Raw genomic sequence first — 11,132 nt, forward strand, 5'->3', positions numbered from 1 at the left:
CATGAACACGTCACGCAGGGATTGGCTGGGAAAAGCATACGGTGCACTGCTCCTGGGCAGCGGCCTGGGCCTGGGCAGCGCAGCAGGATCCGCACTGGCGCAAGCCACACGCTCGTCAGCATCGGCTGCCGGCGCGCCACGGGTGGTGCTGCTGGGCCAATCGGTGCCGCTCACCGGCACCGCCTATGAGATCGGCACCGCATTCGCCGCCGGCAGCCGCCTGGCGGTGAGCGATTTCAATGAACGCAACGCCGCCAGCGGCCTGCAGCTGAAGCTGCTGCAGCTCGACGACGGCTATGACGCCGCGCGCGCCACCGCGAACGCGCGCACCCTGCTGACCACCCACAAGGCCGACATGCTGTTCGGCTTCGTCGGCACCGCCAGCAGCGAGGCTGGCGCCAATGTGGCCACGCAACAAGGCAGCCTGCTGTTCGCGCCCTTCGCGGCCTCCGACGCGCTGCGCGGCGCCGACCACCCCAACGTGTTCCACGTACGCCCCGGCATGATCGACGAGGCCCTGAAGATCGTGCGCCAGTGCGCCACCGTGGGGCAGACCCGTGTCGCGCTGGTGGGCGACGACGACGCCATGGGCCGCGCCGGCCTGGCGGCCGTGCAGCAGGCCGCGAGCGAACTCAAGCTGCCGCCGCTGGTGGCGACGGCGCTGGTGCCGGCCGACGGCGGCAAGCTCGACGCCGCGCTGAAGGCCGTGCAGCAGCAGTCGCCGCAGGCCATCGTGCTGGTGTCGCTTTCGGGCACCACGGCCAACGCCATCCGCAAGCTGCGCAAGAGCGGCTACACGGGCAACTTCATGGCCTTCTCGATCGTCGGCATCGACCCGCTCTACGCCACGCTGGGCAAGGACATCGGCGGCATCGTCATCTCGCAGGTGGTGCCATCGCCCCGGCCCTCGGCCATCCCGATCGTCAAGGAGTACCTGGCGGCGGTCGACAACTCCGACCAGACCGCGTCTTACGAAGGACTCGAAGGCTTCATCGCCGCCAAGGCCGCCGGCGAAGCGGTGCGCCGCGCGGGCAAGGGCTTCAGCAGCGCGAGCCTGCAGCGCGTGATGACCGGCATGACCGACTACGACGTCGGCGGCTTCCGCATCAACCTGCGCCCGGGCCTGCGCGACAACGTGCGCAGCATCGACCTCATCAGCATTTCATCGGACGGCCGCGTGCTGCGCTGAACCGCGAGCACGAATCGAACGTCGCCTCAGCCGGTGCGCACCAGCGCCTGCAGCGCATCGAGCGACAGCAGCTCGATGCGCCCGTAGCCCAGCGCAACCACGCCCTCTGCCGCCAGCGCATTGAGCTCCTTCGACAGCGTCTGGCGCGTCACGCCGAGCATCATCGCCAACGCCTCCTGCGGCAGCGCCACGTTGCTGCGCGTGTGCGGCGACTGCGTGGCGTCGCCGCGCGCCAGCACCAGCAGCCGGTGCGCCACGCGGGCGCGCAGGCTGCGCAGCGTGGCGTCTTCGGCCAGCCCGTAGAGCATGCGCGCGCGCGCGGCCAGCATCGCCGCGATGGCGTTGGCGAACACGCCGTCTCGCATCAGCTGCACGAAGGCCTCGGGCGGCACCACCAGCAGGTCGAGCGCTTCGAGCGCGGTGGCGTCGTGCGTGCGCGGCGAGCCGTCGATCAGCGTGATCTCGCCGAACCAGTTGCCGGGCTCCAGCACCGCCAGGATGGCCTCGCGCCCGTCCTGGCGCAGCGATGAAATCTTGATGCTGCCGGCCACCAGCCCGTAGAAGCCGCCGCCCGCCGCGTTGATGGTGTCGCCCTGGCGGAACACCATGGCGCCGCGCCGCACATGCAGCAGTTCGGCCGCGCCCACCAGCGCTTCGCGCTGCGCGCGCGGAATGCTGGTGAACCACGGATTGCCTTCGAGCGCCGCGCGGTGCGGGGGCGAAAGCCGGGTCTTGGGGGCAGCGGCCATGGGCAGGGAGCCGCGCGAGGCGGGGGTTTACCAGAACGCCGCATTGTCAAATTCTTGACAGTTCAGCGTCAAGCACGGGCATACAGTGGCCGCTACCCCAAGAACGGAGACTCCCACGATGAACGCACGCGCAAGTTTCAAGAGCATGCAGGAGAGCACGCGCGAAGACTGGCAACTGATCGGCGGCGAATTCATGCAGTTCACGGGCGGCCTGCCCGCGCGCGTGATCAAGCACCTGCAGATCCTCGAGGGCGACTACGGCGGCTTCCCGGTCGACCGCTACACCCACTCGTTGCAGACCGCCACGCGCGCCCTGCGCGACGGCCGCGACGAGGAATACGTGGTGTGCGCGCTGCTGCACGACATCGGCGACACGCTGGGCAGCTTCAACCACCCCGACATCGCCGCCGCCATCCTGAAGCCCTTCGTGAGCGAAGCCAACCACTGGATGGTGCAGAACCACGGCATCTTCCAGGGCCACTACTTCTTCCACCACATCGGGCTGGACCGCAACATGCGCGACAACTTCAAGGACCATCCGCACTACGAGCGCACGGCCGAGTTCTGCGCGCTCTACGACAACCCCGCCTTCGACCCCAAGGCCGAGACGCTGCCCATCGGCGAATTCGAGCCCATGCTGCGCCGCGTGATGGCGCAGCCGAAGCAGAGCATCTACAAGGCCGCGCTGACCGAACCCGCGGCCGCCTGACAACGACAAGAGGAAACCATGAACGCCTTTTCCCAACCCGAAATCCAGAAGCTCGTCTCCGCCGAGGAGTGGCAGCTTCGCGTCGACCTCGCCGCCTGCTACCGCCTGGTGGCGCTCTACGGCTGGAGCGACCTGGTGTTCACGCACATCAGCGCGCGCATCCCGGGCCCGGAGCATCACTTCCTGATCAACCCCTACGGCCTGATGTTCGACGAGATCACCGCGTCGAGCCTGGTCAAGGTCGACCAGCAGTGCAACAAGATCATCGACTCGCCCTACCCCGTGAACCCGGCGGGCTTCGTGATCCACAGCGCGGTGCACGCCGCGCGCGAAGACATCCAGTGCGTGCTGCACACCCACACCAAGGCCGGCATTGCCGTGAGCGCGCAGAAGAACGGCGTGCTGCCCATCAGCCAGCAGTCGACCTTCGTGCTGGCATCGCTGGCCTACCACGACTACGAAGGCGTGGCCTTCCGCGACGACGAGAAGCCGCGCCTGCAGGCAGACATGGGCAACGCCAACTTCCTCATGCTGCGCAACCACGGCCTGCTGACCTGCGGCAAGACCATTGCCGACGCCTTTCTGTCGATGTACACCTTCGAGAACACCTGCCAGATCCAGATCGCGGCGCAATCGGGCGGCAGCGAACTCACGCACGTGAACCCGAAGATCGTCGAAGGCGTGGGCCAGGCCATGAAGGTGCAGACCGGCGGGCTGGGCGGCTCGTTCGTCTGGCCTTCGCTCATTCGCAAGCTGGACCGCATCGACGACAGCTACAAGCAATAAGCCACGCCGGCGACCGGTTTCCACGGCTGCCATCGCCTGCGCGACGGGTGTTGGCGGCCATTTTTTTTGCCTTGCCACGCGGCTCGGGACAGCGCGCATCCATTTCTGCCGGGGCGACGGCCGCCATCTGCAGAATAGAGGCCCATGCACGTCCGATTCCCGCGCCCTTCGGCGCCCTCTTTCGCACCCGCCTGCGCCCTCCTGCTCTGCCTAGCGCTCTTCCTGCCCGCCGCATCGGCCGCCCCCGATGCGGCGGACGCCGATGCCCGCATCGAGGCGCTCATCGCCCGCATGACGCCGCAGGAAAAAGCCGGGCAGCTCAGCCTCTACGGCCCGGCCGAGATCGACACGCCCAACAACCCCCAGGCCGGCTGGCGAAACGCGCAGCAGGAAACGGCCGACGTGCGCGCCGGCCGCCTCACCGGCCTGTTCAACAACGCGGGCCTCGAAGGCAAGCGGCGGCTGCAGCAGATCGCGGTGAAGGAGTCGCGGCTGGGCATTCCGCTGATCTTCGGCGCGGACGTGATCCACGGCTTCAGGACCATGTTCCCGATGCCGCTGGCCGAGGCCTCGAGCTGGGAGCCCGCGCTGGCCGAGCGCACGGCGCGCGCCGCGGCGATCGAGGCCACGGCCGATGGTTTCCGCTGGACCTTCGCGCCGATGGTCGACATCGCACGCGACGCACGCTGGGGCCGCGGCCTGGAGGGCGCCGGCGAAGACGTGCTGCTGTCGAAGCGCTTCGCCGCCGCCCGCGTGCGCGGCTTCCAGGGGAGCGATCTTTCGCGCCCCGACGCGATGCTGGCCACGCCCAAGCACTTCGCGGCCTACGGCGCGGCCGAGGGCGGGCTCGACTACAACGTGAGCGACATCTCGGAGCGCACCTTGCGCGAGGTCTACCTGCCGCCGTTCCGCGCGGCCATCGACGCGGGCGCGCTGTCGGTCATGAGCGCCTTCAACGAGATCGGCGGCATCCCCTCCACCGCCAACCGCGACCTGCTGACCGGCGTGCTGCGCGACGAATGGAAGTTCAAGGGCTTCGTGGTCTCCGACTACACCGCCGACGAGGAACTGGTCGAGCACGGCTACGCCGCAAACCCGCGCGAGGCCGCCAAGCAGGCCTTCCTGGCCGGTACCGACGTCAGCATGCAGAGCGGCCTCTACATGCGCTACCTGCCCGATCTCGTGGCCTCTGGCGAGGTGCCGATGGCGCGGCTCGACGAGGCGGTGCGGCGCGTGCTGCACGTCAAGCAGAAGCTCGGCCTGTTCGACGACCCGATGCGCGGCCTGGACGGCCCGCCCGCGTCGCAGCGCGCGGAAAACCCCGAGTTCCTCGCGCTGGCCCGCGAGTCGGCGCGCCGCTCCATCGTCATGCTGAAGAACGACCGCATGCTGCTGCCGCTGCCCAAGGCCGGCACGAAGATCGCGCTGATCGGCCCCTTCGCCGAAGGCACCGTCGACCTGATGGGCGCCTGGAGCCTGTTCCCCGGGCAGTCGGCACCCGTGGGCATCGACCAGGGGCTGCGCGCGGCGCTGGGCGCCAACTCGTCGGTCACCGTGGTGCGCGGCTCGGGCATCGGCACTGCACTGCCGGGCGGCATCGACGCCGCGGTGGCCGCCGCGCGCAACGCCGACGTGGTGGTGCTGGCCATCGGTGAGAGCGAGAAGATGTCGGGCGAGGCGCGTTCGCGCAGCGACATCGGCCTGCCGCAGGCGCAGCAGGACCTGGCCGAAGCCGTGGCGGCCACCGGCAAGCCGGTGGTCGTGCTGCTGAGCAACGGCCGCGCGATGGCGCTGAAGGGCGCGGTGCGCAACGCGCGCGCCATCCTCGTCACCTGGTTCCTGGGCGTGCAGACGGGCGGCGCCATCGCCGACGTGTTGTTCGGCGACTTCAATCCCTCGGGCCGGCTGCCGGTGAGCTTTCCGCAGACGGCGGGCCAGGTGCCCTACTACTACGCCCACAAGCGCACCGGCCGGCCTTCACCCGAGAGCGCGCCGGGCATGTCCTTCAAGAGCCGGTATCTCGATGCGACCCACGAGGCGCTCTACCCCTTCGGCTTCGGCATCGGCTATGCGCCGGTGCGCTACGACGACGTGGAGCTGAGCCAGGAGCGCATCACCATGTCGGACACGCTGCGCGTGCGCGCCACCGTCACCAACACCGGGCAACGCGATGCGGAGGAAGTGGTGCAGCTCTACGTGGCCGAGCGCGCGGCCAGCGTGACGCGGCCTGTGCGCGAGCTGAAGGACTTCCGCAAGCTGAGCATCGCGCCCGGTGCGTCGGCGCAAGTCGAATTCACGCTCACCAAGGACGACCTGCAGTTCATCGGCCGGGACATGAAGCCCACGGTCGAGCCCGGCGAGTTCGACCTGTGGGTGGCGCCTTCGGCTGCCGGCGGCATCCGCAAGCGCTTCGTTCTCACGCGCGACTGAACGCGGCCGCGCCCAGCTTCATTCGCCGGACGCGCTCGATGTGCTCGGCAGGTTCGCGGAAGCCACCGGCGGCGCCACCTGCGATTCCATGACCTCCGTCGGATGGATGCCGGTGTTGGCACGGATCGCGTCGGCCTGCACCTGTGCGCGGTCGAGGCCGCTCACGGCCGGCGCGGGCTGCGACTCCAGCACCTCGGTGGCGTGCATGCCGTTGTTGGCGCGCACCGCATCCGCGGACACCGCATCGCGCGACTGCGTCGAATGCGACATCTGCGGATAGTCGGGATCGGCGCGTCCGCTCGCATGCGCGAACGAGGCCAGCACCAGCGCAGGCACCGCGGCGAAGCACAGGGTAACGGTACGGACTTTCATGTCTGTCTCCTTGAGTAGTAGCGACGCTTTCACTCTAGGACGGCGCACTTATCGGCCTCTGAGGGGCTGCTTATGCTGCGGTGAGATTAGGCTTAGAGGGCCGTGAGAGTTCGGTTAGCAGCGTGTGAGGACCGTATATTCGCGAATCAAAGGCCACCCTCAGGAAGCCCACCCCATGAAAGTCAAACGCATCGTCGCCAACATCGCAACGCCCGCTCCCGCGCGCGCCGCCGTTTTCTACAAGGACGTGCTCGGCCTCGACCTGCTCATGGACCACGGCTGGATCCAGACCTACGGCTCGCAAGCGGAAACGACTGTGCAGGTGAGCTTTGCGTCGGAAGGCGGTTCGGACACCGCGGTGCCCGACCTGTCGATAGAAGTGGACGACGTCGACACGGCCTTGGCGCGCATGAAGGCCGCGGGCTTCGCCATCGAATACGGTCCGGTCGACGAGCCCTGGGGCGTACGCCGCTTCTACGTGCGCGATCCCTTCGGCAAGCTCGTCAACATCCTCGCGCACGCCTGAGCGGCTGCGCAGCGCCGGCTCAGTCGAGCCCGTGGAACACGCTGTCGTCAGGCCCGATGTGCGACGGCGGCGTCCATGCGGCGTCGCGCATGGAGCGGCTCACCAGCTTGTCCACGCCCAGCAGCGTGGCGAAGATCGCCATGCGCACCGGAATGCCGTTGTCGGTCTGGCGGAAGATGGCCAGGCGTGGGTCGTTGTTCAGGTCGGTGCTCAGGTCGTGCGAGCCGGGCCGGCCGTCGCGCGGCAGCGGGTGCATCACCACCACGTCCTGCTTGCAGGCCGACTCGATCAGCGCGCGATTGATCTCGAATGCGTTGTCGAAGCCCTCCAGCACCTCGTCGTTCGCGAAGCGCTCTTTCTGGATCCGCGTGGCGTAGATGATGTCGGCGCCGGCCAGTGCCCGAGCCGGCGTGGCGGCGGTTTCCACTACGTGGCCATTGCGGCTCACGGCCTCCACGATGGCGGCCGGCATCGCCAGCGAAGGCGGCGAGATCAGCGTGAACTTCAGGCCCTTGTACAGCGCGAGCAGCTTGATGAGCGAATGCACGGTGCGGCCGTACTTCAGGTCGCCGACCATCGCGACGTGCGCGCCGTCCACCAGCTTGCCCAGGCGCGAGAACTCGCGCTGGATGGTGTACAGGTCGAGCAGCGCCTGGCTCGGGTGCTCGCCCGGGCCGTCGCCGCCGTTGATGACCGGCACGTTGGTGGCGCGCGCGAATTCGGCGACCGAGCCCTGCTCGGGGTGCCGCACCACCATCGCGTCGACATAGCCGCCGATGACGCGGCTGGTGTCGTAGATCGACTCGCCCTTGGCCATCGACGAGAAGGTGAAGCCGGTGGTGTCGCACACCGAGCCGCCGAGCCGGCAGAAAGCAGCGCCGAAGCTCACGCGGGTGCGTGTGCTGGCCTCGAAGAACAGGTTGGCCAGCACGGCGCCTTCCAGCACCCGGCTGACCTTGCGCCGGCGCGCGATGGGCTGCATGACGTCGGCAAGCTGGAACAGTTCGTCGATGGCCTCGCGGTTCAGCTGGCTGACTGAAAGCAGGTGATGCGCCCCGCCAGTGGCCATGGCCTTGCGCAAGGCGCCTTCATGTGCGCTCTGCGTATATTCTTCGCGCCGGCCGTCTGAAGCCAGGATTTCGCTCACGAAGCGCCGCGCGACCTCGGGCATGGCCCTGAATTCATTGGATTCGTCTGGCAGTAGCCAGGCGTCCAGCGCCCTCCTCCGGCTGCCGATGCGTTCGGCAAAAGCGTCGCGCGTCATGTTGAGTTGACGCATCGCGTCGCGGAGGAGCACCTGCTGCGGCATGTTGTTCATGGGCCGCGAATATACTCAATGCGTATATTTTTGAAGCGCTGAAGAAAAATGAACTCCGGAAATGAAGAAAGGGCCGTGAGGCCCTTCTTCATTCCTGCTCATGCAACGGCTTACAGGCCGGCCTGGCGCGTGAACGACACGCTGGGCTTCTTGTAGGCTTGCGGCACTTCGTCGCGGTAGAACGCGCGGCGGTCGAGGCTTTGCAGCGGGTCGTGCGCCTTGGCGACGGCTTCGGCCTGCACGGTGGCGCGGTTGGCGGTCGACGTGAAGGCTTGTGCGCCGGCGCTGGCGGCATCGCTGTATTCGTTGCCTGCACGTGCGGCGGCAACGGCTTGCGGTGCCACTTCAGCGCGGGAAATGGACGAGTTCACGACGTGCACGCCGTCGTAGGTTTCTGCATGGGCTCCGGCGGCAGCCAGGAGCGAGAGGGCAGCGGCGGCGAGGATCTTCGAGGCATTCATTTCAATCTCCTTCAGGGCAAACGGTTGGTTGGTGAGGAGAAGTTTGATCCTGAATGACCCCGAAAAACGCTCGCGAAAAGAACCGCGGCGTTCACAGGATTGAAACAATCCGGGCCTTGAAAAGCGCCCGGTCAATAGGGGTTGCCCCTGCGAAACCGCCTCAGTGGCTGATCATCCACGGCCGGCGCGACGGCGCGGACTTGGCGCCGTTGGGCGCGGTCACCGTCGCGCCCCGCTTGCCCGAACCGCAGCAGCCACAGCCCGCCGGATGCTTGAAGCGCGCATAGTCCCGCGAGCTGCCCGGCTCGTGTCGCGCCCGCTCGTTGGTCTCCATGGCCCGGCGCGTGCCCGACGCCATCAGCGCCAGCCGCGGCGCGGCCGAGAGCACGCGCGGAGAAGCCGTTCCGCAATCCGGGCAGCAGGCGGGTTCGTCTCGCAGCCCCGAGGGCCGCAGCGCCTCGAAGCCGCCGCATTGCCCGCAGGCATAGTCGTAGGTGGGCATGGGCCGGCCGTCCTTCAACGCAGGTCGTGCGACAGCGGCATGTCGATGCTGCCGTCGATGAACTTCACGGGGCCCGATGCGTTCGGGTTGATGTCGAAGTCGAAGATGCCCGTGGGCAGCCACAGCGTGGCGCACGAGTTCGGCACGTCGACCACGCCGCTGATGTGGCCCTGCACCGGCGCCGTGCCCAGGATCGAATAGGCCTGCGCGCCCGAATAGCCGAACTTCTTCAGGTACTCGATGGCGTTCAGGCAGGCCTGGCGGTAGGCCACGTTCACGTCGAGGTAGTGCTGCTTGCCGCTCTCGTCGACCGAGATGCCTTCGAAGATCAGGTAGTCGTTGTACTGCGGCGTAATGGGGCTGGGCTTGAAGATAGGGTTCTTGATGCCGTACTTGGCCATGCCGCCCTTGATGAGCGTGACCTTCATGTGCACCCAGCCGGCCATCTCGATGGCGCCGCAGAAGGTGATTTCGCCGTCGCCCTGGCTGAAGTGCAGGTCGCCCACGCTCAGGCCCGCGCCGTGCACGTACACCGGGAAGAAGACCTTGGAGCCGCGCGACAGGTCCTTGATGTCGCAGTTGCCGCCGTGCTCGCGCGGCGGCACCGTGCGCGCGCCCTCCGCAGCAGCCTTGGCGCGCGCCTCGCCGGTCATCTTGCCCATGTGGGCCGTGCCGGCGAACGGCGGGTTGGCGAGGCCGGGCACGCGGTCCGGGTCGGTGGCGATGAGCGCCTTCTCGCGTTCGTTCCACATGTCGAGCATGGGCTTGTCGGGCAGGCAGCCGATGAGGCCGGGGTGGATCAGCCCCGCGAAGTTGACGCCCGGCACATGGCGCGAGCTGGTGAACATGCCCTTGAAGTCCCAGATCGATTTCTGCGCCTCGGGAAAGTGATCGGTCAGGAAGCCGCCGCCGTTCTTCTTCGAGAAGAAGCCGTTGAAGCCCCAGAGGCTGTCCTGCTTGGCGCCGATGTCGAGCAGGTCGACCACCAGCAGGTCGCCGGGCTCGGCGCCCTTCACGCCCACCGGGCCCGAGAGGTAGTGCACGGTGCTCAGGTCGATGTCGCGCACGTCGTCTGCGCTGTCGTTGTTCTTGATGAAGCCGCCGGTCCAGTCGAAGGTCTCGAGGATGAAGTCGTCACCGGGGTTGACCCAGCAGGCCATCGGGATGTCCGGGTGCCAGCGGTTGTGGATGTTCTCGTTCTCGGTGGGCGACTTGGTCAGATCGACCTTGATCAGCGTGTCCGTCATTTGCGGTGGCTCCTGGTTGGGTTGTGGTTGAACGGAAAATCAAACGGAGAGGTAGGCCTTGATGTGATCCACGTCGGTCTTGTCGCGCGCGGTCTCGTGCACGAGCCGCCCGCCCTCGATGACGAAGAGCCGGTCCGCCACGTCCATCGCGAAGCTGAGCACCTGCTCGGACACGACGATGGTGATGCCGCGCAGCTTGCGGATCTCGTTGAGCGCCTTGGCGATGTCCTTGATGATCGAAGGCTGGATACCCTCGGTGGGCTCGTCGAGCAGCAGGACCTTGGGGTCGGTGACGAGTGCGCGCGCAATGGCGAGCTGCTGTTGCTGGCCGCCGGAGAGGTTGCCGCCCTTGCGGCTCTTCATGTCCCACAGCACGGGGAACAGTGCGTAGATTTCCTCGGGGATGCGGCGGGTCTTCGAGTTCTCCAGGCCGGTCTGGATGTTCTCTTCCACTGTGAGCGTGGGGAAGATCATGCGGCCTTGCGGTACGTAGGCGATGCCTTTTGCCACGCGGCGGAAGCTCTCGTCGCGCGACACGTCTTGCCCCGCCACTTCGATGCGCCCGCTCTTCAATGGCAGCACGCCCATCAAGCTCTTGAACAGCGTGGTCTTGCCCATGCCGTTGCGGCCCATGATGGCGATGGTTTCGTTGGCGTGTCCTTCGAACGAGATGCCGTGCAGGGCCTCGCTCTGGCCGTAGGCTACGTGCAGGTCTTCTACCTTCAGCATGAGGTTGCTCATATTGCTGGGATCCTTTTGGTTGTGTTCGGGGGGCTTGCACAGGCCGTCGGGTACTCCCCTCCGCGAATGTCCCCCGGGCTTCGCCCTCCTCCTTTATTTCGC

At 67.4% G+C, this 11,132-nt stretch carries 12 protein-coding genes; 5 read left to right on the forward strand and 7 right to left on the reverse strand.

Features of this window, described 5'->3' with window-relative positions; all coding sequences use genetic code 11:
- The first annotated feature begins 1 nt into the window (after window position 1).
- Window positions 2–1,189, forward strand: coding sequence for an ABC transporter substrate-binding protein (locus QRN67_RS11385; protein ID WP_285411849.1), 1,188 nt, complete (start codon window positions 2–4; stop codon window positions 1,187–1,189).
- A 26-nt stretch (window positions 1,190–1,215) separates the two neighbouring features.
- Here the strand turns inward: QRN67_RS11385 and QRN67_RS11390 are convergent, their stop codons facing one another.
- Window positions 1,216–1,938 carry a Crp/Fnr family transcriptional regulator gene (locus tag QRN67_RS11390; RefSeq protein ID WP_285411850.1) on the reverse strand — a complete coding sequence of 241 codons (723 nt, stop codon included), beginning with the start codon at window positions 1,936–1,938 and terminating at the stop codon, window positions 1,216–1,218.
- A 118-nt stretch (window positions 1,939–2,056) separates the two neighbouring features.
- Here QRN67_RS11390 and QRN67_RS11395 point away from each other — a divergent pair, with 118 nt between their 5' ends.
- From QRN67_RS11395 to QRN67_RS11405, 3 genes are all read left to right on the forward strand, one after another.
- Entirely contained in the window at window positions 2,057–2,647 is a 591-nt protein-coding gene (locus QRN67_RS11395; RefSeq protein WP_285411851.1) for an HD domain-containing protein, read from the forward strand.
- An 18-nt stretch (window positions 2,648–2,665) separates the two neighbouring features.
- Complete coding sequence (locus QRN67_RS11400) at window positions 2,666–3,433, forward strand: class II aldolase/adducin family protein (RefSeq protein WP_081270119.1); 768 nt, start codon at window positions 2,666–2,668, stop codon at window positions 3,431–3,433.
- Window positions 3,434–3,577: 144 nt separating this feature from the next.
- The gene (locus tag QRN67_RS11405) at window positions 3,578–5,863 is read left to right on the forward strand and encodes a glycoside hydrolase family 3 N-terminal domain-containing protein (RefSeq protein WP_285411852.1); all 2,286 of its coding nucleotides are present in this window, start codon (window positions 3,578–3,580) and stop codon (window positions 5,861–5,863) included.
- Between the two features lie 18 nt (window positions 5,864–5,881).
- Here the strand turns inward: QRN67_RS11405 and QRN67_RS11410 are convergent, their stop codons facing one another.
- Entirely contained in the window at window positions 5,882–6,235 is a 354-nt protein-coding gene (locus QRN67_RS11410; protein ID WP_285411853.1) for a hypothetical protein, read from the reverse strand.
- 175 nt (window positions 6,236–6,410) lie between these two features.
- On the opposite strand from QRN67_RS11410, the gene QRN67_RS11415 reads away from it, so the two are divergent.
- Complete coding sequence (locus tag QRN67_RS11415; RefSeq protein ID WP_285411855.1) at window positions 6,411–6,761, forward strand: VOC family protein; 351 nt, start codon at window positions 6,411–6,413, stop codon at window positions 6,759–6,761.
- A 19-nt stretch (window positions 6,762–6,780) separates the two neighbouring features.
- Here the strand turns inward: QRN67_RS11415 and QRN67_RS11420 are convergent, their stop codons facing one another.
- The 5 genes from QRN67_RS11420 to urtE all read right to left on the reverse strand — a co-directional run bounded on the left by QRN67_RS11420 (window position 6,781) and on the right by urtE (window position 11,018).
- Entirely contained in the window at window positions 6,781–8,079 is a 1,299-nt protein-coding gene (locus tag QRN67_RS11420) for an aspartate carbamoyltransferase (protein WP_285411856.1), read from the reverse strand.
- 110 nt (window positions 8,080–8,189) lie between these two features.
- The gene (locus QRN67_RS11425; RefSeq protein WP_285411857.1) at window positions 8,190–8,540 is read right to left on the reverse strand and encodes an alpha/beta hydrolase; all 351 of its coding nucleotides are present in this window, start codon (window positions 8,538–8,540) and stop codon (window positions 8,190–8,192) included.
- A gap of 160 nt (window positions 8,541–8,700) precedes the next feature.
- The gene (locus tag QRN67_RS11430; RefSeq protein ID WP_081270125.1) at window positions 8,701–9,042 is read right to left on the reverse strand and encodes a zinc ribbon domain-containing protein; all 342 of its coding nucleotides are present in this window, start codon (window positions 9,040–9,042) and stop codon (window positions 8,701–8,703) included.
- A gap of 14 nt (window positions 9,043–9,056) precedes the next feature.
- On the reverse strand, window positions 9,057–10,289 hold the full coding sequence (gene fmdA, locus QRN67_RS11435; protein ID WP_285411859.1) for a formamidase: 1,233 nt from the start codon (window positions 10,287–10,289) through the stop codon (window positions 9,057–9,059).
- Window positions 10,290–10,328: 39 nt separating this feature from the next.
- Window positions 10,329–11,018: an urea ABC transporter ATP-binding subunit UrtE gene (gene urtE / locus QRN67_RS11440; protein ID WP_093075114.1), complete on the reverse strand. Its 690-nt coding sequence runs from the start codon at window positions 11,016–11,018 to the stop codon at window positions 10,329–10,331.
- Window positions 11,019–11,132 lie beyond the last annotated feature (114 nt).

The organism is Variovorax sp. efr-133-TYG-130 (assembly GCF_030208835.1).
Taxonomy (GTDB): domain Bacteria; phylum Pseudomonadota; class Gammaproteobacteria; order Burkholderiales; family Burkholderiaceae_C; genus Variovorax.

What these genes read in the sequence shown, in the direction of transcription:
- QRN67_RS11390 (WP_285411850.1), bottom strand. Translation starts at nt 1,938, where the DNA reads ATGGCCGCTGCCCCCAAGACCCGGCTTTCGCCCCCGCACCGCGCGGCG.
- QRN67_RS11395 (WP_285411851.1), top strand. Translation starts at nt 2,057, where the DNA reads ATGAACGCACGCGCAAGTTTCAAGAGCATGCAGGAGAGCACGCGCGAA.
- QRN67_RS11430 (WP_081270125.1), bottom strand. Translation starts at nt 9,042, where the DNA reads ATGCCCACCTACGACTATGCCTGCGGGCAATGCGGCGGCTTCGAGGCG.
- QRN67_RS11400 (WP_081270119.1), top strand. Translation starts at nt 2,666, where the DNA reads ATGAACGCCTTTTCCCAACCCGAAATCCAGAAGCTCGTCTCCGCCGAG.
- QRN67_RS11405 (WP_285411852.1), top strand. Translation starts at nt 3,578, where the DNA reads ATGCACGTCCGATTCCCGCGCCCTTCGGCGCCCTCTTTCGCACCCGCC.
- QRN67_RS11385 (WP_285411849.1), top strand. Translation starts at nt 2, where the DNA reads ATGAACACGTCACGCAGGGATTGGCTGGGAAAAGCATACGGTGCACTG.
- fmdA (WP_285411859.1), bottom strand. Translation starts at nt 10,289, where the DNA reads ATGACGGACACGCTGATCAAGGTCGATCTGACCAAGTCGCCCACCGAG.
- urtE (WP_093075114.1), bottom strand. Translation starts at nt 11,018, where the DNA reads ATGCTGAAGGTAGAAGACCTGCACGTAGCCTACGGCCAGAGCGAGGCC.
- QRN67_RS11410 (WP_285411853.1), bottom strand. Translation starts at nt 6,235, where the DNA reads ATGAAAGTCCGTACCGTTACCCTGTGCTTCGCCGCGGTGCCTGCGCTG.
- QRN67_RS11425 (WP_285411857.1), bottom strand. Translation starts at nt 8,540, where the DNA reads ATGAATGCCTCGAAGATCCTCGCCGCCGCTGCCCTCTCGCTCCTGGCT.
- QRN67_RS11420 (WP_285411856.1), bottom strand. Translation starts at nt 8,079, where the DNA reads ATGAACAACATGCCGCAGCAGGTGCTCCTCCGCGACGCGATGCGTCAA.
- QRN67_RS11415 (WP_285411855.1), top strand. Translation starts at nt 6,411, where the DNA reads ATGAAAGTCAAACGCATCGTCGCCAACATCGCAACGCCCGCTCCCGCG.